Here is a 24,239-nt window from a genome sequence, read left to right on the forward strand (position 1 = left end):
TGCAAATAAGAATAGGTCGATAGTTTATATGAATATCGCTATATCAACAGATTCTGTTTTACTAGACTGCCTGACCATATAGATAGCTTGTTCTTCACCTATACACATGGAGTCTTGTATGACACAACACTATGACACTGATGTTCTGATCATTGGTACCGGTCCTGCAGGTTCAACATTAGGTCTGGCCTTGGCCAATTATGGTATCAAGGTACAACTGTTTACCCAGTTTAGCTGGCTGGCCAATAGTCCACGTGCGCATATTACCAATCAGCGTGCCATGGAAGTCTTACGTGATTTAGGTATTGAAGAACAGGTTAAAGAGATCGCTACACCTTGGGAGCAGATGGGTGAAAGCCTGATTACCACCAGTCTGGTCGGCGAAGAAATCGCCCGCATGAGTGCCTAGGGTACCGGTGATGAACGTCATGGGGATTACATTAAAGGCAGTCCCTGTCCATTTGTCGATCTGATTCAGCCCAAAATGGAAGCCCTGCTGGTCAAAAATGCTGGTGAACGTGGTGCGATTTATAACTTTAATACCGAATATTTATCGCATGCGCAGGACGAAGATGGCGTGACAGCCACTTTCCTCAACCGGATTACCAATACTGAATTTAGTTTAAGAGCTAAATATCTGGTGGGAATGGATGGGGCAAAATCTCGTGTGCTAGAACAGCTTGATTTACCTCTTGAAGGTGTGATGGCACGTGCCGGTACAGTCTATGTGACCTTTAAAGCTGATCTTTCTCAATACGTGCAGCACCGCCCTGCGATTCTGCAATGGATCGTCAATCCCGCAGCCAGCTTTGGCGACCTTGGTATGGGTCTGTTACGTGCCATTACGCCATGGCATGAATGGATTATGGGTTGGGGCTTTGACATTTCCAAAGGCGAACCACAAGTGACTGAAGAACAGGTACGTGCCCGCCTGAATGCCTTTGTCGGTGCGAAAGTTGAAGAAGTCGAAATCCAGAAATTGTCGTACTGGTATGTGAACCAGACCTGGGCAACTGAATATTCTAAAGGTCGCGTATTCTGCGGTGGTGATGCAGTACACCGTCATCCACCATCGAGTGGCCTAGGTTCAAATACCTGCATGCAGGATGCCTTTAACCTAGGATGGAAACTAGCATACGCGGTAAAAGGCTGGGCTGCACCTTCCCTGCTGGATTCCTATACGACTGAGCGTGCACCGGTCGGCAAGCAAATTGTGGCGCGAGCGAATCAATCACGTTTTGATTATAAATACCTGAAAGAAGTCTTTGGTTTTGACAATGGTGTGACTACACAAAAACAAATGCTGGAACGTATTTTTTCGGAAGATGAGCAAGGTGCTGAAATCCGCAAAAAGCTGTTTGAAGCTTTGGAAATTAAAAACTTCGAATTTAATGCACAAGGTGTAGAGCTGAACCAGCGATATAGCTCCAATGCAGTGATTAGCGAATCTGAGCCTGAAAGATTTGAGCGAGATCAACAGCTTTATTTACAGGCAACGACTCGCCCGGGTGCTAAAGTTCCGCATACCTGGCTGATCAATACCAAAGGTCAAAAGCAGTCAACTTTAGATATTACCGGTAAAGGTCGTTTTACCCTGCTCACAGGTTTATCTGGCAAAGGCTGGAAACAGGCTGTTGAAGTACTGAACTTACCTTATCTAGATGTGATTCAGATCGGTTCTCGTGACTACCGTGATGTGTATGGCACTTGGAACAGCAAATCTGAAATCCATGAATCTGGCGCAGTGCTGGTTCGTCCGGATGGTTATGTGGCTTGGCGTTATCAGGACAGTACCAATAATGCTTTTGATTATGAAAATACGCTGAAAGCAGTACTCAAACAGGTTCAGCTTGTTATTTAATGAATAAGTTTTAAAAAGACCACCTTCGGGTGGTTTTTTATACTTTTAACATAATAACCTATACTGACTCTCAGCTTTTCTTGAAGCCACTTTGTTCTAAAATTTCTTTCCTAAACGCCCTGATTGATTAAAACTTATTTAATCGCAACGATTCCTTCCAACACCAATGCACATATACAATTGATTTTGTGATAAATTTCACACTAATACTGTGTAATTCACCTCATTCAGGTTTAAGCATACTGTTCTGCCTTGCATAGCTAATACATATTCATTTTGCTGATCTGTGGTTCAAATTCTCCCGCACTCAGCCAGCAAGATAATGTTCGTTGTGAAGTAAGCACATGTCATGGCAAATCTCTCCCAGTTATTCGACGGCTTTAGGAATGGTCGAAAACTTAACTTCAACTTTTGATCCTCTCATTGATACCGCGAATGCAATGCCAATGACATTCCGGCCTGAAACACTTAAACGCAAAAATTTTATGTTTTCAAATCAAAAGAATGGATGATCTTGATTTGAAAATAAAATCTAAATTCAGGATTTCCCCCAATATTATTTAATTGGTTAAAACAGTTATTTTCATCACTTTTCAATGGATTCAACCCATCCAAAGCGGACAATCCACAAAATGAAACGGCGCTAGTTTTGGGTAATCGTCACTCGATTGATACCACCTCTAAACATAATGTAGTAGGTATTCCTTTTTATCCGAATCTGATTAAACATTTGGAACTAGATCACCAACAACTTCTGAGTCTGTACGGCAACATTGGCAATTCTTTATATCTACAGGAATATAATTTACTGTCTGATCAATTAGCTCAATTTAAACAAGATTTTAAAGCGCATTTAGATGCTGAAAATATCAAGTTTTATGGTTACTTGGAACAAGGCTTAAAAGAACAAAGCCAGGCATTTTTATCTCTACGTCAGTTTAGAAAGGAAATGCGTGTCATTGAGCGGACTGTGATTAAGTTTATAGATCACTGGATGGATTTTGGGGTAAACCGTGCATCTGCTGCTGAATTTAAAGAAGAATATGAAGCGATTGGTTCTGCATTGGTGCAACGTATTGAGCGTGAAGAAAAAGAGCTCTGTACCATGTATAGCCGTGTTTAAGTAAATATAAAAAAGGCTATCCTAGGGTAGTCTTTTTATATCTTTTCTTTTTTTATTTCCCAAGTAGAAAATAAAAATCCTGCCATGGTTCCTGCTAAATTCACAGCCAATTCAGCATGTCTTGAAGCAGGTTTAAAATTAACCTTACCTTGTCCATGAGCATCACCGACTTTATTTCTCAATGCGCCGATACCTTCAACAATCGCACTACAACCACCTAGAATTTGTTTGAAAACTTGTTCTGTATGCTGTGATTGTGACAAACTTAATTCTTTACTAACTACCCTATATAATTGATTAATGTCTAGATTATTTCCATAATCAATTTCTAACTCATCAAGAATATGTTTACACGTTGACTCTAAAAGAGTTCGAGCAAGTGTGATTGCACCTTGTGGATCATCTATTCTACGTTCAAGTGCTTTATCCCACGTTGTCTGAATATAATTAGAGTCTAATTTTAGAATAGTATCCTTAATCACCTTATCCAAAGGTGCAATATTTGATTTTTCAAAAAACTCAAATGAGGCTGAAACTCCGTATATATAAAAGTTCTTCTATCACTGTAATTATCAGATTTCAACTTTATAAATTGCCAAAATTGATCAAGATTTCTAGAGGTTTTTACCATAGAAGGTAAATAGTTTTGGCTTGTTGAATTAAGCATCTCATTTCTTAATTGCTGATATTGTTTATCATCACTTTCTTGATACTTATGTGTTGCTCTTGCAAGCAAAATATTTTGGATTAATTCTAATTTTTCGACTTGATCCATAGTTTTTATAAAGTTGTCATCATTCTTTTTATTGTATAGATAAAAACCACCTTTCGGTGGCTTTTTAAAATCTGATGATCAAGAACCCTGTAGCAAATAACTACCTACCAAAAACAGCATCTGTAAACCAACAACAAAACCAAATAACCACCAACCTTTCTGACGCATTGCTGCCTTATCCATTATTCTGAGTGTCTTAGCCATGTCATCACCTCATCTTTGAGAATTGATACTGAACCGATCTATTACATCTTTCTTTTATAGTGCAATAAAGTTGTGCATAAAACATACCATAGCACTTTATATACAATATGAAAGCAAAATCTAAACCAAGTCCGTAGGGAGAAAGAAAATTAAAAAAATTAAAAAACAAAAAGCCACCTAAAGGTGGCAATTGATGAAGCTAGTTTAAACAAAAGCTGAAAGATTTTCCAGTTTTGCCGCTATTCCGGTAATTTTTGCAATAAAAAAGGGCTGCTTACGCAACCCTTTTTCAAGCTAAAGTGAATTAACCAATAAATTTACGTGCATTACGGAACATACGTAACCAAGCACCATCCTGATCCCAGTCTTCTGGTTTCCATGAATGCTGGATCGCGCGGAAGTTACGTTCAGGGTGCGGCATCATAATCGTTGCACGGCCATCCTGAGACGTTACACCGGTAATACCTTCTGGTGAACCGTTCGGGTTCAATGGATATTGTTCAGTTGCATTGCCATGGCTATCTACATAACGTAGAACCACCTGATTCGATGCATTCAATGCAGCAAAGTTTTCCGCCGTTGCAACGGCACGACCTTCACCATGCGCCACAGCGATCGGCAGAATCGAACCTTGCATGTCTTGCAACAAGACTGAATTCGATTTTTCCACACGAACGTTCACTGCACGCGCTTCAAATACTTCAGACGTATTGCGATGGAAACGTGGCCAAGCATCCGCACCCGGAATTAATGGAGCCAATTGCGACAACATTTGACAACCATTACAGATACCGAGCGAGAAGGTTTCTTGACGGTTAAAGAATTTCTCAAACTGGTCACGCAATTTAGCATTGAACAATACTGATTTCGCCCAGCCGCCACCAGCACCCATCACGTCACCATACGAGAAGCCACCACAAGTTACCAAGCCTTCAAAATCATCCAGGCTGATACGACCTGCCAGCAAGTCACTCATATGTACGTCAACGGTATTGAAGCCCACTTTGTCGAAAGCTGCCGCCATTTCAATATGACCATTGACACCCTGCTCACGCAGAATTGCCATATTTGGACGACGCAAGTTAATGAACGGTGCTTCAATCGCTTCATTCAAGTCGAATGTTGGTTGGGCAATAATACCTTTGTGTGCTTTATCGGTAATTAAGGCAAATTCTTGATCCGCAGTTTGTACGTTGTCACGCAGGCGCTGGATTTGATGAGAAACTTCAGTCCATGCCACTTGCAGATCAGCACGTTCAAGTACCAGACCATTTACAGACAATTGGTCAGAATTATTTACAGTACCCACCACTGCAATTGCATCTTTAAGCGTAGATGCTGCAACTTCAGCTTGTAGATCTTCCCAGTCTGCTTTGGCAATTTGCAGAACTGCACCGATTTCTTCAGCAAATAAACTTGCAGTTGATTGATCTTCTAATGCCACACCTAAACGTGAAGCGAACATCATTTCTGCAACAGTCGCCAATAAACCACCGTCACCGATGTCGTGATACGCCTTGATCAAACCGCGGTTGTTCCAGTCTTGAACCAATGCAAAGAATGCTTTAAAGTCATCAAAGCTATCAATATCCGGCGTCACAGAACCGATTGCTTTATACACCTGCGCCAGGATCGAACCACCTAGACGGAACTGACCTTTAGACAGATCAATACGAACCAATATAGATTCAATATCTTTCAGTTCAGGAGTCAATGTTTGACGCACATCAGTCACTGGCGCAAATGCAGTGATCACGCCCGACATTGGAGAAGTCACAGACTTGTCTTCACCTTCATCATTCCAGGTGGTACGCATAGACAATGAGTCTTTACCGACTGGAATCGCGATACCCAGTGCAGGACACATTTCCATACCGATGGCTTTCACGCCTTCGAACAATGCCTGATCTTCGCCCGGTTGACCCGCAGCAGCCATCCAGTTTGCAGACAATTTGATGTCGCTGATTTTTTCAATCTTCGCAGACATGATGTTCGAGATCGATTCAGCCACCGATAAACGTGCAGAAGCAGCAGGATTCAACAAGGCTACTGGAGGACGTTCACCCATTGCCATCGCTTCACCGGTGTAACCGACAAGGCTTGTTGTAGTCACAGCAGCATCCGCGACAGGAACCTGCCAGCGACCTACCATCTGATCACGCGCGACCATACCGGTAATCGAACGGTCACCAATACTGATCAGGAACGATTTAGAAGCAACAGTCGGGTTTTTAAGAACGCGATAAATCGCATCTTTTAAATCGGTGACTTTAGCCGCATCAAAGTCATCGCCTTTGCGTTCAATCGTTTCATAGGTACGGCTCATACGTGGCGTACCACCAAGCATCACCTGCATTGGCATATCCACCGGTTTGTTGCCGAACAATGGATCTTCAACGGTTAAGTGACGTGCTTCAGTCGCCTCACCCAGTACTGCAAACGGACAACGTTCACGCGCACAAATTGACTCAAATAATTCTAAAGAAGATGGGCGAATCGCCAATACATAACGTTCTTGCGCTTCGTTTGACCAGATCTCCATTGGCGACATGCCAGGTTCTAAAGATGGAATCTTACGAAGATCCAGCACTGCACCTAACTCATGATCATTCACCAGTTCAGGCATGGCATTTGATACACCACCCGCGCCTACATCATGCACCGACACAATTGGGTTATGGTCTTCCATGCGCCAGCAAGTATCGATCACTTCTTGACAACGGCGTTCCATTTCCGGGTTTTCACGTTGTACCGAAGCAAAATCTAGGTTTTCGCCCAATTTACCGCTATCTACAGAAGATGCAGCACCACCGCCAAGACCGATCAGCATGGCTGGACCACCGAGTACGATCAACAAGTCGCCCGGTAAGATCGGATCTTTTTCAACGTGATCTGGACGGATATTTCCGTAACCACCCGCGATCATGATTGGCTTATGGAAACCTTTAACATCGCCATTGACGTTTTGTTCAAAAGTACGGAAGTAACCGTTTAAAGCTGGACGACCAAATTCGTTATTGAATGCAGCGCCACCCAATGGGCCTTCAATCATGATTTGTAACGGTGATGCCATACGCGATGGCTTGCCGTAGTTTTCTTCCCAAGGCTGTTCAAAGCCCGGAATATTCAGGTTAGATACGGTAAAGCCGGTTAAACCTGCTTTAGGCTTACCACCACGACCGGTCGCACCTTCATCACGGATTTCACCGCCTGAACCTGTCGCTGCACCGGCAAATGGCGCAATCGCAGTTGGGTGGTTATGAGTTTCCACTTTCATCAGGATGTGAGCAGCTTGACTCTTGTATTTATAAACCTGATGGCCGTTGTCTTCTTGCGTTGGATAAAAACGCTGGGTATCCGAACCAACAATCACCGAAGCGTTGTCTTTATAAGCTGACAATACATCTGTTGGTGATTCTTTATAGGTGTTCTTGATCATCTGGAACAATGATAATGGCTGAACTTCACCATCAATCGTCCATTCTGAACCGAAGATTTTATGACGGCAATGCTCAGAGTTAGCTTGCGCAAACATCATCAGTTCGATGTCATTCGGATTACGACCCAGCTTGATGAAAGCCTCAGTCAGGTAGTCAATTTCGTCCATTGATAATGCAAAACCAAATTCATTATTGGCTTTTACCAGTGCTTCTTTACCTTTACCCAGAATATCAATCGAGTTCAGTGGTTTTGGCGCAGTTTCCACAAATAATACCGCAGCATCTTCAATCGCATTGAATACGCTTTCGGTCATACGGTCGTGAAGTACTTGCAATGCTTCTTTAGAAAGCTCTTTTACGCCCTTCAAAGTAAATAAAACGCCGCGTTCAAGTCGATGAACCGGCGTATTACAGTTTTTGAAAATGTCCGTCGCTTTAGAGGACCAAGGAGAGATGGTTCCGACGCGCGGTGTGACTAAAATCTGGATTTCATCACTTGCAGCCTGGTGCAATTCAAAAGATTGACCATCGTTGAGAAGCTGTAAAGCTGATTGCTGTTGTTGCTCGCTGAGCGCTTGGTCAAAGAGGTAGACCCATTGACTTTCAATTGATTGAACAGAACTAATTGACGTCAAACGCGATAATAGTTGAGTTTTCTTAAAAGAAGAATGTGCGGGTGCACCGGCAACGATAAACATGCTGATTTTGGCTCCACGGGATGGTCTGAACAACCATGCCACAATGTGACTTGAGAGAGCGCATATTCTACTGTGAAATAAGGAAATCGGCTAGATGCCAAATCAGAAAACTACGTCTGAAATATCCTGGACTTTTAAAATATTTCGTTTATTTTCAGTCAGGAAAATTGAATGTAGTCGCACAGGTTAACACATTTTTTTCAAGAAAAATCAAAACCGCTTCAGAATAATTTTCTGCATAAAAATTGTATTATTTTTCAACAACAATCGGGACAAAATCAAATTCAGGTTTTATTGTCATGACCTGCCAAAACTCCGATTTAGGCCAAAATGAAATACTTGATTACAAGATTTAATGAAGTCGTATTTTTTGCAGACTGTTTTTGATTCTTTTGATTGACTCTTAACTTTGACTTCTAAGATTAGAAAACTGGTTAAAGGTCTTCTGCCGTTTTCTGTACTACAAGGAACAGTTCTCCGCTGATCTCCGCCATTACAGTAACAGAGGCAAATTACTCCCCTCTATGAAAGAATAATTAATACTGAGTGGTATTTTAATCTGACATCATCTGCGGGGGAAAAACCGGACATCCATTCTCAACTTCTAAAAGAATAAAAATAAAGTTTCTTATTTGGGCCTTTTATTTTTTTATATTTGATTTTTATCTTCTCAGATCATAATTAAGCGAAATTTACTCATCTAAAAGACCAAAAAATATATCGACAAAATCCCCCACCATATCCAATATTTTGAAATTTCATCATTTATTCATGAGCTCTATTATGCGTAAAAAACACAATATAAATAGCAAAATACCACTTATATTTATGAGGAAATTTACCAGGAATTATGAGGCTTATATAAAAAAATAATGAAGAAATGATTAATAATAAAATTTTGTTACCTTTTTTATTTAATCCGTATTCTCAGGTTTTATTTAACTCGAAAAGTTTAAAATAAATATTTGTAATTGCTGAAAAAATATAGAAAATTTTCTTTTTTATTCAACTAACAGAATAACAGGCCCACACGTCTATATCAGCTAAGAATCTTACCAAATAGACACTTCATCAGTAAATTTGATGATTTTATGTTAAGCTCTAGCCGAATTGCTGAGGAATTGTCCAAATTCTGAGCCTGGCAATGGTTTTTCCTTTCTGCTGTAGAGATGAATATAAATTCTATATTCGGACACTAATTTTTTGATGTTCTATAGCTTCACTGCTCTGTCTATTTTAGAGCCTTAATCTGTCACCAATGATTTAATTTTCAAAAACAAAAGGTGACCCGCTTAAGGAGTATGTATGTTTCAATTCACTAGTACAGCAACTGTACTATTGATGGTGCTTTTCTATGGCATCACTTTTTTACTATCGTTACGTATTAAACAGAAAAATGAAAATGTTGATGGCTACATGGTCTCGAATGGCTCCATCGGATTTGGAATGTCTGCGGCCAGTATGACCGCCACCTGGATCTGGGCCGCCTCGTTTTATGCAGCAGCTTCATCCGGATATACATACGGCGTTTCCGGTGCCCTACACTATGGTTTGTGGGGTGCGCTGATGATTTTATTTATCTATCCCTTTGGCAAGCGCTTTCGTGAACTGGCGCCTAATGCACATACTCTGGCAGAAATCATGCATGCCCGGCATGGTAACCAAAGCCAGATGATTCTGGCAGGTTCCAATATTGTGGGCAGCGTGATCAGCCTGATGGTGAACTTTACCGCCGCTGGGGCACTGGTTGAGATTTTATCTCCTTTAAGCTTTATCCATGGCGTGCTGATTACCGGTATCGGTGTGCTGTCCTATACCCTCTGGTCTGGCTTCCGTTCTTCGGTGTTTACCGATTTTGGTCAACTGGTGGCGATGATTGTCGCGGCTGTGATTATTATTCCAACCTTATTCTTTACCCTAGGTGGGCCATCCCTGTTTCAAAGCGGGATTCATCATCTGCAGCCGGAACAGCTGGATTTTTTCTCTAAAACAGCCTTTCTGGAACAAGGTGCACCATTTTTTGTTGCCGTATTGGCCTACGCGATTGGTAATCAGACCATTGCCCAGCGCCTGTTTGCAGTCCGTGAAGACCTGATCAAACCGAGTTTTATCACTGCAACCATTGGTTATGCTGCAATTGTTATTGGTCTAGGCATGCTGGGGTTATTGGCACTATTTGCAGGTATTCAGCCCATTGATGGCAACCTGAATAACCTGATTCCGCAAATGGCAGCGACTTATCTTTCTCCATTTATGGTCGCGCTGTTATTCATCATGGTGATTGGAGCCCTGTCTTCTACCGCTGACTCGGATCTGTCTGCCCTGTCTGCGATTGTCATGACGGACATTTATGGCAAACAGATTGCGAAAAACAGCCCTGATCCAAAGAAAATGCTATTCATTGGCCGTATGACCATGATCGTTGCCACCATGCTTGGAATTGTGATTGCCACCTTAAAGTTTGACATTTTGTCGATGCTGATTTTTGTGGGTGCGCTTTGGGGCTCTATTGTATTCCCTGTAATTGTTAGTCTGTATTGGGACAAGGTGAATGCCCGGGCCTTTAACTGGTCAGTGGGCCTCGCATTTTTCAGCTTTCTGATAGTACGTTTTGAATGGCTTCCGATTCAGGGATTGATCGCACTTGGCTTTGAACTCGTTGCGACCCTGGGGATTGGTGTGGTGCTGGGACTGATGACCTTTGGTTTCTTCGGCAAGAAAGTGGGTTTGGTCGTTGGCATATTGGCCAGTATAGGCTTCATGCCATGGACCATCGGTTTCCTGCGTGAATACGGCACCTTGTTAAGCTCACTAACAGCGTATGGCAGTAGTGCGCTGGTATGTACTGTGTTGACGCTGGTCTACAGTAAAGAACGATTTGATTTTAAACAAATCAATAAGATGGTGATTGAATTTCACCAGCTATCTGAGAAAAGTAAATAAGGAGATTTCAGATGACAAGTCAATTATTGACTCTATATGTACTTTTTTGGCCTTTGGTGGCAAGCCTAGTCTTGTTCACGATTTGTCTGAATGTCTATAAAGATACACAACAGGCTAAAAAAAATGGCGAAGAGCTAATTTGATTCTTCATCCTAAACAAAAAGCAGACCATTGAGTCTGCTTTTTTATTGTTCATTTGATGATTTCGATTTTTAATCTCAGTCTTTTCCAGCTGACTGAAATAACCATATGCAGCATGACAATTCATGTCGCACTGCCCTAGTGCAGGAGCTAGTTTTTTGGCATGATGCAAATAGTGGATCACTGAATAATGATAAATGACTCAAATGCGTTGGTTAGAACTGCTTTCGACAGTTCGGATTGGTAGTAAAAAGCAGAGCACTGAACTGGCACGAAGCCCGTTTCATAAAGATTATGATCGTATTATTTTTTCGCAAAGCTTCCGGCAGTTAAACCGCAAAACCCAGGTCCATCCACTCACCCAGCACGATGGCATTCATACCCGTTTAACCCACTCACTGGAAGTCTCCTGTATTGGCCGTTCACTCGGTATGTTGGCTGCAGAGAAAATTAAAGATAATTTACCTGCCTGGATTTCTCCGGCTGATGTCGGTGCCATCATTCAGGCCGCCTGTCTGGCACATGATATTGGTAACCCGCCTTTTGGTCATGCCGGTGAATACGCCATTCGGGAATGGTTTGACGATGCTTCTCATACCGACTTTTTAAAAGATTTGAGTCCTGAACAGGAAGCCGATGTACGCCAGTTTGAAGGCAATGCCCAAGGCCTGCGCCTGCTGACCAAGATTGATTACCATCCTTATGATGGCGGTATGCGCCTGACCTATGCCACTCTGGGTGCTTATCTTAAATACCCGTGGCTCTCTGAGGCCATTGACCCGACTGGTAACACCCCGGCCAGTCGACGTCCAAAATTTGGTTGTTACCAGTCTGAAAAAGAGATTTTGCAGGAAATTGCTGAACAGCTAGGTCTAATCCAGCTTGGTGAATATCATTATTGTCGTCATCCGCTGACCTATCTTTTAGAAGCTGCGGATGATATCTGCTATGCCCTGATTGATCTGGAAGATGGCATTAGCCTGAATATGCTCAGCTATGCCGAAGTCGAGCCAGTTTTCCTGAACTTGCTGGGAGAATATGGCACGCCTGAAGAAATCAATCTGCCTAATACCACCTGGCAACAAAAAATTGCCGCCTTACGTGGCCGGGTCATGAAACGTCTGGTAGATGAAGTCACCACGGCCTTTGCCCGACATCAGCAGGAAATTCTGATGGGCCAATTGCAAGGCTCATTGCTGGGTTATTGTAGTGCCGACATTGAGATTGGCATTAACCGGGCCAAAGAACTGGCAAGAGACAAAATCTTCGAACATCCGCAAAAAGCCGGTCTGGAAATTATCGCGCATCAAAGTTTACAAACGATTCTGGATGCCTTTATTCCACTGACCACGCCGCACAAAACTTTAAGCTTTAAAGAGCAGCGTTTAATGGCTATTTTAAAACGCTCGGGTGCGCAGTTTAGTGCTGATCATTATGACAACATTATGCAGGTGCTAGATATTGTCTCCAAGTTCTCCGATCATCAGGCTTATAATCTGGCGCAGGAACTGCATGGCAATAAAGCCGGGTTACTCTAATGTGAACGAGCGCCTGATGATAATCTCAGCAAAATCACTGCTTTTGAATGATAGAGTTTTGCCTTTATCGAAAATGCTGACTACTATGCCTGTATTAAATTTGAGTATATAAAAAATGATTGGATGCCTGATTGGGGAAGTGCTGGCACTTGAAGCACCTACTGTTTTATTAAATGTAAACGGCGTAGGTTATGAGATTGACACTCCTTTAACCACTTTCTGTCAGTTGCAAAAAGGCCAGAAAATTACCCTGTGGACCCATCTGGCTGTTCGTGAAGATGCCCAGTTACTTTATGGCTTTATCAATGCGCAGGAAAAAACCATTTTCCGTACCTTATTAAAGGTGAACGGCGTAGGTCCGAAAATGGCGCTTGGTATTCTTTCAACTTTAAGTGTGGAAATGCTGATCCATACCGTTGAACATGAAGATATCAACACTCTGGTTAAAGTTCCGGGAGTGGGTAAAAAGACTGCAGAACGCCTGATGATTGAATTGCGTGACCGCTTTAAAGCCATGGCTTCAGGTGCTGCCCCAAGTAATTCAACTGCACCACAAATTCAGTTTATGGGCAATTCAGCCGTGGCTGAAGCGGAAGCTGCATTACAGTCCTTGGGTTATAAACCTGCTGAGGCACAAAAACTGGTGAATGCTGCCAAAGGTGAATTTACCGAAGCCAGTGATATCATCCGCGCTGCATTAAAGTCGATGAATAGATAAATCGTAGTCCACCATCAACCCAAATTTGATAAATGTATGGCGACAAGGATGTCGCCCGTTGAACTGGGGTGTAGGACACACCCTCAGTTCAACAAAAGATTTTTGTTACTTTTGATCTTTCAAAAGTAAAACAACGCCTACACAATGGCAACTAAACACAAATCATTATTTGAGGCTGTTTCCGCAGCATCAAACAGCTTCAATAAAGAGATTAAGTTAATAGATATGCAAGACCGTCTCATCAGTGGTTCTGAAAAACCCGAAGATCATTTTGATCGTGCCATCCGCCCGACTTCCCTCGATGACTACATCGGTCAGCCGGTGGTTCGTGAGCAGATGGAAATTTTCATTGGCGCAGCCCGTGGCCGTGAAGAAGCCCTTGATCACACCCTGATTTTTGGCCCGCCAGGTCTGGGTAAAACAACGTTGGCCAATATTATTGCCCGAGAAATGGGTGGCAATCTTAAGTCAACTTCTGGTCCGGTTCTGGAACGTGCCGGCGACTTAGCCGCGATGCTAACCAATCTGGAAGAAGGCGATGTCCTGTTTATTGACGAGATTCACCGTCTTTCACCCGTGATTGAAGAAATCCTGTATCCGGCGATGGAAGATTATCAACTCGATATCATGATTGGTGAAGGCCCTGCAGCCCGTTCGATTAAACTGGATTTACCGCCATTTACCTTGGTAGCTGCAACTACACGAGCTGGTCTACTCACCTCTCCGCTGCGTGACCGTTTCGGAATCGTGCAACGTTTAGAGTTTTATTCGGTTGAAGATTTAACCCACATTGTCAAACGTTCAGCCAATTTGATGGATGTACCTATGACTGGAGATGGCGCAAAAGAAATTGCCCGTCGCTCACGAGGTACACCGCGTATTGCTAACCGTTTATTGCGTCGAGTTCGTGATTACGCTCAGGTCAAAGGTACCGGTGAGATCAATCAGGATATGGCCCAACGTGCTTTGGACATGCTCAAAGTCGATAAAGATGGTTTAGATACACTCGACCGCCGTTATTTATCAATGTTGCTTGAGCGTTTTGATGGTGGTCCTGCTGGCGTAGAAGCCTTGGCAGCAGCCATGGCAGAAGATTCTGGTACGTTGGAGGATGTCATTGAGCCTTACCTGATTCAGCAAGGTTATGTAATGCGAACTGCACGTGGTCGTATTGCCACCAATATGGCGTATTTGCAGTTTGGGATGGCACCGCCTGAGCCAAAGTGATAAATAAGATAAAAGAGCTTCGGCTCTTTTATCATTGAAAAATAAATTTTATTTCTTTTCTAGAAATTTGAGATAAGGCATATATCACATCTAAGGTTTGAAACTCGGAAATTTCTTTCAATTCACTTTGAGATAAAATCTCTGCAGCTTGATTAAAATATTTCGTTAAATATTCTGCCTTTTTAAATTCTGGTAATAGTTTCCAATCCATGGATAATAAAATTTCCTCCATGAACTCATAAGCTAACTCAGTTAGTAAATTAGTAATTTGAAAAAAACGTTTAATTCCATAATTATTACTAAGTGATAGCTCTAATAACGTTAAATTCTGAACAGCTAATTTATAATGTTCTTCTAGTCGAGTATAAAGTTTTTCCGCCTCAATACTCGATTCAACTTCATCCATAAAATTAGTTTGAAAATTCCTACCATCTAAAATAAAAATCGTAATTTGGCTAAAATATTCTGCTATAAGAATTTTATTTCTTTTCTCTGTTTCAAAATCCCTTCGATATATTAACTCTTGTTTTTGTAATTCTTTTTGTTGCTCAAACAATTTTTTATTTATATCTAATGCTGATTTTTCAGAACCTTTTATTTGAGCAATAACTGCATCAAATGATTGTTTGGTTAAATCAAAACTTTTACGCCCATACCAAATCGCAATAACTGTGGCTGAAATTCCTAGTATAAAAGCAACTACCATTGCTATAATAAAAGACCAAATCGCTGTGGTATCTGTCGAATGTTGCACATCTAAATACACTTTTTGATCTTTAGGCTGCTGTAAAACCATAGTTTGAGTTTGTTGTTCTTGCACGTTTCCCCACATATTTTAATTTGATTATTTATTTCTTACATTCTAAACAGTTTCAGCTGCTTACAAAAGAAAAAGCCAACTAACCATGTCTGAATCAGTTGGCAAAAGCACAATCCTACTTTTTCTAAGTTTTATTCAAATTATTTTTCTTCTTTCTTAAACTCCTTAAAATCCGCTTTACGAATCATGGCATGAATACCTTTGGTTCGATCGACCACTTGTGACACTTCAAAGTCAGTCGCAGCACTTAAGTAGGCATAGGCAATTTCTTCAGAAATGCCATATTCATTGACCAGAAAACGGATCGCTTCACGGGTGGATTTACGCATGGCTTCATCTAAGTCTTCATCCAGACCCGGCGTAATCCAGAATTCAGCATTTTCAGCCAGCGGCTGTTTAATCTCTGCACCTGGAATTTTATCCTTGCCAGATTTAAGTAAAGTGAATTTTAAAGTCGCACGTGCCGAACCTTCCAAGGCAGTTAAAGCCACCTCACCATCACCTTGTACAAAGTGACTATCGCCTGTATAGAATAAAGCACCTGGCACCTGTACCGGATAATAGGCCGTAGCCCCTGCTCCTAATTCATTGATGTCGATATTCCCGCCATAAAATGATGGTGGCACAGAGTGCACAGGCTCACTGGTATTTGGTGCAACGCCCATCGTGCCCATAAACGGATTCAGCGGGAAACGAATCGCTTTACCAGATTCAGTTTTTAAAACGCCTTCCCATACACCATACGCATTTTTCTCAATTGGGGTAAAAATGGACACGTTGCCATAAGCCTCAGGATTGGCTGGAGATGCATGCTCATGTTTCTGACGTTTCGGGAATTCGGGTAAGGTCCCTTTGCCATGACGGTTTGAAATCACACCATAAGGCACACGCGGTTCAACTTTTAGAATCTCCACCTTTAGAATATCGCCCGGCATTGCCCCTTCTACATAGACAGGCCCAGTAATAATGTGTGGTCCATCTTTATGGAAATCATGTTTCAATTTGGAATTCGTGATCAGCTTGGCTTCATCCAATACATGCTCAGGTTTGACGCCTTTTGATGTGAAATATTTCTCTGCATTGCGGCCTTGATCTTCCAGCAGCCCTTCATGCGAAACTGTATCGAAAGTAACTGTGCTACCTGAAGGGACAGTCAAGACAGGTTTTGCATCTTTATTTGGCAGATAACCCCAAGTAATCGTATTTAAGGTACTCGGCACATAATAATGACCTTTATATTCACCACTTTTGAGTAATGTCGGTTTATTTTCCAGCTGTTTCAGTATCTTAAAGTCTTCAGCCCATAGGCTTGTCGAAATAAAACTTAAGCTTGAAGCCACTGCCAGAGATAAAGCCAAAGGTTTTAACATGTGTTCAATTTCCGTCATAAAAAATATTACGAAAGAGTGAATGCAATCTAAGTGCCAAAATAAGTTTAAGAGGTTTAAAAAAATCTTCACTTCATTCAGATTATTGATATAGAGGTAATCGTTTTTATCCCTTTTTAGCCTGAAATTTTTATAATTTTCATACCTTATAAATATAAAAAACCAATTTAGATACATATTTTTACAATGTGAAAGAACAAATAAAGCTCTTTGAGAACAGATATTAACACCAACAATACCTTTAAAGTATTAAAAAATACTTAGAGAGTTTTGGTTGAATTTAGATCAGTATGCCATCCTAAAGAATCACTTTAACCATTTCAAATTCTTAAGGTTCTCCCGAAGTATGAATATGTATAAGCAGATATCCCTTTGTCTCCCTCTTCTTTTCTGCAGCCAATTCAGCCTGGCTGACTGGATTGATGATTCTGTACAAGCTGCTGAAGCACACACCATCAAATTACGCCAGCATATCCACCAGCATCCTGAACTGGGCAACATGGAATTCAAAACCTCGGAGCTGGTCCAGAAAGAATTAAAATCCTACGGCATTGAAGTACGTAAAGGCTATGCCAAAACCGGTGTAATCGGTGTATTGAAAGGTGCAAAACCCGGCCCTGTGATGGCCTTACGTGCAGATATGGATGCCTTGCCAATTAAGGAAACTGCACCGGTGCCTTTCGCCAGCAAGCAAAAAGCCATTTATCAAGGCAAAGAATCTTATGTGATGCATGCCTGTGGTCATGACGCGCATACCGCCATGTTATTGGGTGCAGCCAAAGTTCTGGCCGCCAATAAAGATAAAATTGCGGGGACAGTGGTGTTTGTATTCCAGCCGGCTGAAGAAGGCGGTGCAGATATTGATAACTTCACTCATGGCGATCAGATTGGCTCACGTAAAATGATTGCCGACGGTGCCTTAAAAAATCCAAAACCTGAAGTCATTTTCGGGATGCATGTAATGGCAGGTATGCCAAGTGGCAATATCTTCTACAAAGATGGTGCGATTTTGAATAGTGCCGATCATTTACGTATTCAGATCAATGGCAGTCAGGTGCACGGTTCTATGCCTTGGGCAGGTAAAGACCCGATCTATGCTTCTGCCCAGATGGTGACCAATTTACAAAGTCTGATCAGCCGTAAAGCTGACCTGACTAAAGGAATGGGTGTAGTGAGTATTGGTAGCATTCAGGGCGGCACCACCGGTAACGTCATTCCAGATCAGGTTAATATGGTCGGCACCATCCGTTCCAATAATGAAGATGTACGTCAGGGCATTTTAAAAGACTTGCCAAAAATGCTGGAACACAATGCCGCAGCCAATGATGTCAAGGTGAAAGTCGAAATTGCACCTTACGCCCCGGTGACTACCAATGATAAAACCTTGACTGAATTGATGCGTCCAACCTTGGCGAGCGTGCATGGTGAAGATAAATTGCATGTGTTAGACAACAACGCCAGCGCCAGTGAAGATTTTGCTTATTATGGTCAGCTCATGCCATCGCTCTTCGTGTTTGTCGGTGCTACACCGGCAGATCAGGACCCGACAAAAGCCGCACCGAATCACAACCCGAATTTCATTGTCGATGATGCGACCCTGAAAACTGGTGTCGAAAGCCATGTCCGTTTTATTCTCGACTATCCAAAAGTGGCCGAGCAGGTTCAGGCCAACTGGAAACAGAAAAATAAAGGCTAATCTTCTATTACTAAAAATGCGCGGCTCTAAGGACTCGCGCATTTTAATATCTGCTGCTGTTTTATAAATGAGCTGTTAAGCGCTCAGCACTTCATCTTGGCGACTTCTCTCCAGATTTGACACCTTGTGCCATTGGTCTCAAAACTCACAATGCTAAACTTTGAACCGCTAAATTGCTTGACTTTTGGCAGGAATCCGGCAAATTCTAATCCCTCTCCTGCATCTAAAAACAAGCAAAAATTTCGAAAATCTGCATGGAACAAAACTATGGCGAATCACTTTGAATTCAATATCCGCGTTTATATTGAAGATACTGATGCGGGTGGCATTGTCTATCACGCCAATCATATTCGCTATATGGAACGTACCCGTACCGAATGGTTACGTGCCGCTGGAGTGAGCCATTACTGGCATCAGACAGACTACAATTTTGTGGTGCATAAAATTAATGTCAAATATATGCGCCCGATCCTGATGGATGATTTAATTACTGTTACGGCACGTGTCATTTCATGTAAAGCTTCATCATTTGTATTGCAACAAAATATTTATCGTGGTGAAATCATGCTTGCATCAGGTGAGGTTGAGTTGGCATGTATCAGTGCAGAGATGCGACCACGTCGACTCCCGGATGAAATCCGCGAACTAATTCAAAAAGAATTGGAACAAGACTAAAAAAATTTATTGGCACACGTAACAACTATGGCGACTCAGTTAGAATCATCTCTTCAAGTTTCAGATCTTATTTTACAAGCAAGCCCTGTCGTACAACTGGTGATGCTTTCTCTCCTGTTAGCCTCAATATATAGCTGGTATCTGATTGCCAAGCTCTATATGAGTTATAAAAAAGCCCAGGCCGATGATGAACATTTCCAGAAAATCTTCTGGTCTGGCGCTGAGCTGAATACTCTGTATAACAATGCACAACTCAATTCTAAACGTACCGGCCTTGAAGATATTTTCTATCAGGGTCTGGGCGAGTTCCTGAAATTAAAAAAACGCCATGCGCCAACTGCCCAGTCGATTGAAGGAACTGAGCGTATTCTGCGTGTCGGTTTAAGCCGTGATCAAGGTCATCTGGAACAAGGTCTGGGTGCATTAGCAAGTATTGGCTCGGTTGCGCCTTATGTCGGTCTGTTTGGTACGGTCTGGGGCATTATGAATGCCTTTATTGGTCTGGCAGATGTTGATCAGGTGACACTGGCGACGGTCGCACCCGGTATTGCAGAAGCACTAATTGCAACGGCGATTGGTCTGTTCGCAGCCATTCCAGCAGTATTGGCTTTCAACCATTTTACGGCCAAAGGTGAAACAGTCTATTCTGACCGTGCGCTGTTTGCCGAAGAAATGGTGGCGCTATTGCAACGTCAGTCTGTGGGCGTAACTCAGGACAAAGACTAATGGCGATTCAAGGTTCAGGACGCTTTCAGCGTATTAAAAAGCCACTGAAAAGTGACATGAATGTGGTGCCGTATATCGATGTGATGCTGGTACTGCTGGTGATCTTTATGGTCACTGCCCCGATGATTACCAGCGGCATTAAGGTTGACTTGCCTCAGGCCAATGGTTTGCCAATCGAATCCAAGGATGCCCCGACCATTGTCACACTCAAAGAAGATGGTTCATATTATCTAGAATATAAAAATCAGGCGACTGGCCCGGTCACACTGGAAGAATTAACCCGTACTCTGGTTGATGCCCAAACCCAGGCGCAAAATGAAAACAAGGTGCTGAATGTCGTAATCAATGGCCACAATACTCGTCCTTATGGCGATGTCATGGCCTTGATGTCCAGCCTGCAGGATGCTGGCCTTTCTCAAGTCGGTTTACTGACCAAGCCATTAGAATAAAGTATGAAAGACTATAAAAAGCCACCATTTCAGAAAAAAGCCATCGCACTTGGATTCACCTTAGGCATCCATGCAGTGGCTTTGGTGGGCTTACTTTATCTGGGCATGAGTAACCCCCCTGAACCGCCAAAACAGATCAAAACCGTTCTGATCAAGCCAGAAGACCTTAAACCGGTGACTCGCGAAGAAACCGAATTTGAGGAAACTGCACATGAAAATGTCGCAGAAGAAATCACTCAAACGGCAGAACCCAGTATAGAACCTGCTCCTGTCATTCCGACAGCAGCCCCTGCTGTACCTGTGACTCCACCTGCACCAAAAGCCGATACACAAAAAGTCCAGCAGGAACTAAAAGCGGCAGAGGCAGCACAAGCCCAGGCTGCGCAGCAAGCAGCTGAAGCAGCAAAACGTGCCGAAGCCGCTGAACAGGCGAAACAGGCTGCGGCCAAAGCCAAAGCGGATGCAGCGCAAAAATCAAAGGCGGAAGCCGAAGCTGCACGTCAAGCTGAACTGAATGCACAGCGCAAAGCCGATGCTGCACAAAAAGCCAAACTGGAAGCACAGAAAAAAGCTGACTTAGCTGCCAAGCAAAAAGCGGATGCTGCAACAAAAGCCAAAGCAGAGGCTGATGCCAAACGTAAGGCTGAAGCTGCTGCTAAAGCAAAGGCAGATGCGGCGGCAAAAGCCAATAATGATGCAGCGGCGAAACGTAAAGCAGATGCTGATGCGAAAGCTAAAGCGGATGCAGCAGCAAAAGCCAAAGCAGACGCGGCAGCCAAGGCTAAAAATGATGCAGCGGCGAAACGCAAAGCGGATGCTGATGCAAAAGCCAAAGCCGATGCGGCTGCTAAAGCTAAAGCCGACGCTGATGCCAAACGCAAGGCAGATGCAGACGCTAAGGCCAAAGCAGATGCCGACGCTAAAGCCAAAGCGAATGCCGAAGCAAAAGCCAGAGCTGATGCAGAGGCCAAAGCTTCAGCCGCTAAACAGGCTGCTGAAGAAGCTGCACAGAAAAAAGCGGAATCAAAACGGATTGCATCCACTGCGAAGCGCGATTTTGAAAACAAAATCAAACGCGCCTGGGATACACCGGTCGGATCATCAGGCCAGCGTGCCACTGCACGTGTAACCCTGAATGATAATGGCGGTGTGGTCTCGGTCATTGTGAATTCAAGTGATTCAGACATGAAAGCCAGTGTAGAAGCTGCAGTCCGTGCTGCTGCACCTTATCCAATGCCTTCCGATCCAGATGCACGCCATGAAGCACGAAGCTTTACCTCAACCTTTACTGCACAATAAAAACGGAGCCATCACATAAATAATGTTGTGATGGCTTTTATTTTTTAAGCTAAACTTCACTTCAAATTGATTGAATAATATTCACTTTTCACAGTGTCATAACAGTTTGGTCATAAATTCATGGTTTTATTCTATTAAATCCATGCGATGATGTAGCCCAAGCACCTATACAATAAATCCGTTGATTTGAGTAAATAACGAATGATGGAAAAGACTCGCAAACATCTACTCTGCCTCGCAATCATTAGCACTTTAAGCCCTGTATTGGCAACCCAGTCCTATGCCCAATTGCATCTGGAAATTACCAAGGCACCTGAGGCAGCACCTAAAATTGCCGTTGTACCTTTCAGCCAGGATCAGAGCATTTATCCTATTGTGGAAAATGACCTGAATCGTTCTGGCCGCTTTACCAGTGCTTCAAAAAACCTGCCTGCAACAGCGACATTGAATAATCCGAATGCAGAAGCTTGGGCATCGGCTGGTGTTCCCTATGTGGTCACCGGTTCATCCAAGGCCACAGCCGATGGTTCTTTTGAAATCCAGTATCAGCTCTATGATGTCGAAAAAAAACAATATCTATTAAATGAATTGCTGACTGTTCCAGCCTCACGCACCCGTCAGGCAGCGCATATGATCAGTGATGCCATCTATCAGGCATTGACCGGCATTCCAGGTGACTTTAGCGGACGTATTGCCTATGTGCTGCGTAATCCTGCTACGCCGGAACAGCGCTATACCTTGCAGATTGCCGATACCGATGGTGAACAGCCAAAGACCATTTTGACCTCACGTGATCCAATCCTTTCTCCAGCATGGACACCAGATGCCAAAAAAATCGCTTATGTGTCCTTTGAAACCAAACGCCCGGCGATTTATGTACAGGATCTGGCGACCGGACAACGTGAAAAACTGGCCAGCTTCCGCGGCTTGAATGGTGCGCCGAGCTTCTCTCCAGATGGCAAGAGCATGCTGTTTACTGCTTCTATGCACGGCAATCCGGAAATCTACCAGATGAATCTGGAAACGCGTCAGCTACAACGTATGACCAATGACAGTGCCATTGATACTGAAGCACGTTATTCACCAGATGGAAAATCTTTTATTTTCACTTCTGACCGTGGCGGTTCTCCACAAATTTACCGCCATGATCTTGAATCAAGTAGCAATAAACGCCTGACCTTCCGTGGTGCATTCAACGCGCGCGGCACGCTGAGCGCAGATGGTAAAAAACTTGCATTAGTTCATCGTCCAAGCGGCAGTAACTATCGAGTTGCGGTTCAGGACATGACCTCCGGTGTGAACAATATTCTGACGCCAACGACGCTGGACGAATCGCCGAGCTTCTCACCAAATGGCCAGATGGTGGTCTATGCCACCCGTGAAGGTGCACGCGGACTCTTGTCGATCATGTCGCTGGATGGCCGCTTCCGTATGAATTTACCAAGTGAAACGGGTGAAGTCCGTGAACCGGCTTGGGCGCCAAAATAAGATTTTTATATTGATAAACCCTTTACCCCATAATCAAACTTCATGGAGATGAAGATGAACAAAGTAAAATTATTTGCCTTGCCACTTTTAGCAGCAGCTGTTGTCATGACAGGTTGTGCGAGCCGTAAGCCTGCCGCTGAAGTTCAAACGGGCGGTTTAGATACGACCGGTACAACAACTGTGAATACTCAAGGTCTGAGTGAAGATGCAGCACTGAATGCACAAAACATGGCAGGTGCTTCTGCAAAAGGTGTTACTGCAGAAAATAAAGCATTCTTGGCAAAACGCGTGGTGCATTTTGACTATGACAGTACTGAACTCAGCAATGAAGATCTAAATACGCTGCAAGCCCATGCGCAATTCCTAATGGCCAATGCCAATTCACGTGTAGCACTCACCGGCCATACCGATGAACGCGGTACCCGTGAATACAACATGGCACTTGGCGAGCGTCGTGCCAAAGCAGTAGAAAGCTTCTTGGTGACGACTGGTGTTAATCCTGGTCAACTAGAAGCAGTTAGCTATGGCAAGGAAATGCCAATCAATGCGGGCCATGACGAAAATGCCTGGAAAGAAAACCGCCGTGTAGAAATTAATTATGAAGCGGTACCACCATTGTTGAAATAATTTTCATTCATGATGGTTTCATCAAATAAAAAGCACTCAATCATGAGTGCTTTTTATTTGCTTCAATGAAAGAATCGGTCTACTTGGGAAGCTGATCTTGTTCAGCCGGATGCATCGATTCGATCAGGTCATGTTTATTGAATTGTTTGTACTCTGGTTTTGCTTCATAATCCCGCCAGGCTTCTTTCATCTTGTCTTCAGAGATATCATCTAAAGTAATGCCTTCGCTTGGCGTTGGAGTCGCATCAAACTTCAATGTTGTCATATCTGTGCTCCTATTCTCAATTTTCCTTTGTCTTCAACATAGCACTTTCCGCAGGAGTTGCAAGGGCAAAATCGATACAAATAATCCAGTTTAATTTTTCTTTTAGTACGTTCTCATCTAAAATATAGCCGCATATCG

20 protein-coding genes and 1 pseudogene are annotated in these 24,239 nt (G+C 43.0%); 14 read left to right on the forward strand and 7 right to left on the reverse strand.

Annotation, left to right across the window (positions count from 1 at the left end):
* Positions 1-118 precede the first annotated feature (118 nt).
* Positions 119-1,861 (forward strand): annotated as a pseudogene (locus tag I6L24_RS14310) (FAD-dependent monooxygenase).
* Positions 1,862-2,510: 649 nt separating this feature from the next.
* A complete protein-coding gene (locus I6L24_RS14315; RefSeq protein WP_148334611.1) occupies positions 2,511-2,984 on the forward strand; it encodes a hemerythrin domain-containing protein in 474 nt (157 codons plus the stop codon).
* A 35-nt stretch (positions 2,985-3,019) separates the two neighbouring features.
* On the opposite strand, the gene I6L24_RS16630 is transcribed toward I6L24_RS14315, so the two are convergent.
* The 4 genes from I6L24_RS16630 to purL all read right to left on the reverse strand — a co-directional run bounded on the left by I6L24_RS16630 (position 3,020) and on the right by purL (position 8,101).
* A complete protein-coding gene (locus I6L24_RS16630) occupies positions 3,020-3,466 on the reverse strand; it encodes an abortive infection family protein (RefSeq protein WP_004731718.1) in 447 nt (148 codons plus the stop codon).
* Positions 3,463-3,759 (reverse strand): hypothetical protein, encoded by a 297-nt coding sequence (locus I6L24_RS16635; protein WP_077067994.1) that lies wholly within the window; start codon positions 3,757-3,759, stop codon positions 3,463-3,465. Before I6L24_RS16635 ends, I6L24_RS16630 begins: the two co-directional genes overlap by 4 nt.
* Positions 3,760-3,837: 78 nt before the next feature.
* Positions 3,838-3,963 carry a KGW motif small protein gene (locus tag I6L24_RS16780; protein ID WP_005103832.1) on the reverse strand — a complete coding sequence of 42 codons (126 nt, stop codon included), beginning with the start codon at positions 3,961-3,963 and terminating at the stop codon, positions 3,838-3,840.
* A 304-nt stretch (positions 3,964-4,267) separates the two neighbouring features.
* Positions 4,268-8,101 carry a phosphoribosylformylglycinamidine synthase gene (gene purL / locus I6L24_RS14325; protein ID WP_216986223.1) on the reverse strand — a complete coding sequence of 1,278 codons (3,834 nt, stop codon included), beginning with the start codon at positions 8,099-8,101 and terminating at the stop codon, positions 4,268-4,270.
* A gap of 1,305 nt (positions 8,102-9,406) precedes the next feature.
* Between purL and I6L24_RS14330 the strand changes: the two genes are divergently transcribed.
* The 5 genes from I6L24_RS14330 to ruvB all read left to right on the forward strand — a co-directional run bounded on the left by I6L24_RS14330 (position 9,407) and on the right by ruvB (position 14,668).
* A complete protein-coding gene (locus I6L24_RS14330) occupies positions 9,407-11,044 on the forward strand; it encodes a sodium:solute symporter family transporter (RefSeq protein WP_004279102.1) in 1,638 nt (545 codons plus the stop codon).
* 11 nt (positions 11,045-11,055) lie between these two features.
* Positions 11,056-11,187, forward strand: a complete 132-nt coding sequence (locus I6L24_RS14335; protein WP_004645659.1) for a putative transporter small subunit — start codon at positions 11,056-11,058, stop codon at positions 11,185-11,187.
* 195 nt (positions 11,188-11,382) lie between these two features.
* The gene (locus I6L24_RS14340; protein WP_005103835.1) at positions 11,383-12,723 is read left to right on the forward strand and encodes a deoxyguanosinetriphosphate triphosphohydrolase; all 1,341 of its coding nucleotides are present in this window, start codon (positions 11,383-11,385) and stop codon (positions 12,721-12,723) included.
* Between the two features lie 115 nt (positions 12,724-12,838).
* Complete coding sequence (gene ruvA, locus I6L24_RS14345) at positions 12,839-13,441, forward strand: Holliday junction branch migration protein RuvA (protein ID WP_005265806.1); 603 nt, start codon at positions 12,839-12,841, stop codon at positions 13,439-13,441.
* A 225-nt stretch (positions 13,442-13,666) separates the two neighbouring features.
* Positions 13,667-14,668, forward strand: coding sequence for a Holliday junction branch migration DNA helicase RuvB (gene ruvB, locus I6L24_RS14350; protein WP_148334615.1), 1,002 nt, complete (start codon positions 13,667-13,669; stop codon positions 14,666-14,668).
* 31 nt (positions 14,669-14,699) lie between these two features.
* On the opposite strand, the gene I6L24_RS14355 is transcribed toward ruvB, so the two are convergent.
* Positions 14,700-15,488 (reverse strand): hypothetical protein, encoded by a 789-nt coding sequence (locus I6L24_RS14355; protein ID WP_148334617.1) that lies wholly within the window; start codon positions 15,486-15,488, stop codon positions 14,700-14,702.
* Between the two features lie 140 nt (positions 15,489-15,628).
* A complete protein-coding gene (locus I6L24_RS14360; RefSeq protein WP_148334619.1) occupies positions 15,629-16,858 on the reverse strand; it encodes an acetamidase/formamidase family protein in 1,230 nt (409 codons plus the stop codon).
* Positions 16,859-17,228: 370 nt separating this feature from the next.
* Here I6L24_RS14360 and I6L24_RS14365 point away from each other — a divergent pair, with 370 nt between their 5' ends.
* The 7 genes from I6L24_RS14365 (at position 17,229) to pal (ending at position 23,836) form a co-directional block, all read left to right on the forward strand.
* Positions 17,229-18,572, forward strand: a complete 1,344-nt coding sequence (locus I6L24_RS14365; protein ID WP_171488345.1) for an amidohydrolase — start codon at positions 17,229-17,231, stop codon at positions 18,570-18,572.
* A gap of 267 nt (positions 18,573-18,839) precedes the next feature.
* Positions 18,840-19,247, forward strand: coding sequence for a tol-pal system-associated acyl-CoA thioesterase (gene ybgC / locus I6L24_RS14370; protein WP_004645668.1), 408 nt, complete (start codon positions 18,840-18,842; stop codon positions 19,245-19,247).
* 27 nt (positions 19,248-19,274) lie between these two features.
* On the forward strand, positions 19,275-19,973 hold the full coding sequence (tolQ, locus tag I6L24_RS14375; RefSeq protein ID WP_129717062.1) for a protein TolQ: 699 nt from the start codon (positions 19,275-19,277) through the stop codon (positions 19,971-19,973).
* The gene (gene tolR / locus I6L24_RS14380) at positions 19,973-20,422 is read left to right on the forward strand and encodes a protein TolR (RefSeq protein ID WP_004731735.1); all 450 of its coding nucleotides are present in this window, start codon (positions 19,973-19,975) and stop codon (positions 20,420-20,422) included. The genes tolQ and tolR overlap by 1 nt, the downstream gene beginning before the upstream one ends.
* Before the next feature lie 3 nt (positions 20,423-20,425).
* On the forward strand, positions 20,426-21,721 hold the full coding sequence (gene tolA / locus I6L24_RS14385) for a cell envelope integrity protein TolA (RefSeq protein ID WP_148334623.1): 1,296 nt from the start codon (positions 20,426-20,428) through the stop codon (positions 21,719-21,721).
* A 204-nt stretch (positions 21,722-21,925) separates the two neighbouring features.
* Positions 21,926-23,209 (forward strand): Tol-Pal system beta propeller repeat protein TolB, encoded by a 1,284-nt coding sequence (gene tolB / locus I6L24_RS14390; RefSeq protein ID WP_171488346.1) that lies wholly within the window; start codon positions 21,926-21,928, stop codon positions 23,207-23,209.
* 54 nt (positions 23,210-23,263) lie between these two features.
* Positions 23,264-23,836 carry a peptidoglycan-associated lipoprotein Pal gene (gene pal / locus I6L24_RS14395; protein ID WP_004279115.1) on the forward strand — a complete coding sequence of 191 codons (573 nt, stop codon included), beginning with the start codon at positions 23,264-23,266 and terminating at the stop codon, positions 23,834-23,836.
* Positions 23,837-23,915: 79 nt separating this feature from the next.
* Here the strand turns inward: pal and I6L24_RS14400 are convergent, their stop codons facing one another.
* The gene (locus I6L24_RS14400) at positions 23,916-24,101 is read right to left on the reverse strand and encodes an NF038105 family protein (protein WP_004645674.1); all 186 of its coding nucleotides are present in this window, start codon (positions 24,099-24,101) and stop codon (positions 23,916-23,918) included.
* Between the last annotated feature and the right edge of the window lie 138 nt (positions 24,102-24,239).

It is taken from the genome of Acinetobacter lwoffii (assembly GCF_019048525.1).
Lineage (GTDB): Bacteria > Pseudomonadota > Gammaproteobacteria > Pseudomonadales > Moraxellaceae > Acinetobacter > Acinetobacter lwoffii_K.

Coding starts and splice junctions, on each gene's coding strand:
- I6L24_RS16635 (WP_077067994.1), bottom strand. CDS start 3,759: ATGGATCAAGTCGAAAAATTAGAATTAATCCAAAATATTTTGCTTGCA.
- I6L24_RS16780 (WP_005103832.1), bottom strand. CDS start 3,963: ATGGCTAAGACACTCAGAATAATGGATAAGGCAGCAATGCGTCAGAAA.
- purL (WP_216986223.1), bottom strand. CDS start 8,101: ATGTTTATCGTTGCCGGTGCACCCGCACATTCTTCTTTTAAGAAAACT.
- I6L24_RS14330 (WP_004279102.1), top strand. CDS start 9,407: ATGTTTCAATTCACTAGTACAGCAACTGTACTATTGATGGTGCTTTTC.
- I6L24_RS14335 (WP_004645659.1), top strand. CDS start 11,056: ATGACAAGTCAATTATTGACTCTATATGTACTTTTTTGGCCTTTGGTG.
- I6L24_RS14340 (WP_005103835.1), top strand. CDS start 11,383: ATGACTCAAATGCGTTGGTTAGAACTGCTTTCGACAGTTCGGATTGGT.
- ruvA (WP_005265806.1), top strand. CDS start 12,839: ATGATTGGATGCCTGATTGGGGAAGTGCTGGCACTTGAAGCACCTACT.
- ruvB (WP_148334615.1), top strand. CDS start 13,667: ATGCAAGACCGTCTCATCAGTGGTTCTGAAAAACCCGAAGATCATTTT.
- I6L24_RS14360 (WP_148334619.1), bottom strand. CDS start 16,858: ATGTTAAAACCTTTGGCTTTATCTCTGGCAGTGGCTTCAAGCTTAAGT.
- I6L24_RS14365 (WP_171488345.1), top strand. CDS start 17,229: ATGTATAAGCAGATATCCCTTTGTCTCCCTCTTCTTTTCTGCAGCCAA.
- ybgC (WP_004645668.1), top strand. CDS start 18,840: ATGGCGAATCACTTTGAATTCAATATCCGCGTTTATATTGAAGATACT.
- tolQ (WP_129717062.1), top strand. CDS start 19,275: ATGGCGACTCAGTTAGAATCATCTCTTCAAGTTTCAGATCTTATTTTA.
- tolR (WP_004731735.1), top strand. CDS start 19,973: ATGGCGATTCAAGGTTCAGGACGCTTTCAGCGTATTAAAAAGCCACTG.
- tolA (WP_148334623.1), top strand. CDS start 20,426: ATGAAAGACTATAAAAAGCCACCATTTCAGAAAAAAGCCATCGCACTT.
- tolB (WP_171488346.1), top strand. CDS start 21,926: ATGGAAAAGACTCGCAAACATCTACTCTGCCTCGCAATCATTAGCACT.
- pal (WP_004279115.1), top strand. CDS start 23,264: ATGAACAAAGTAAAATTATTTGCCTTGCCACTTTTAGCAGCAGCTGTT.
- I6L24_RS14400 (WP_004645674.1), bottom strand. CDS start 24,101: ATGACAACATTGAAGTTTGATGCGACTCCAACGCCAAGCGAAGGCATT.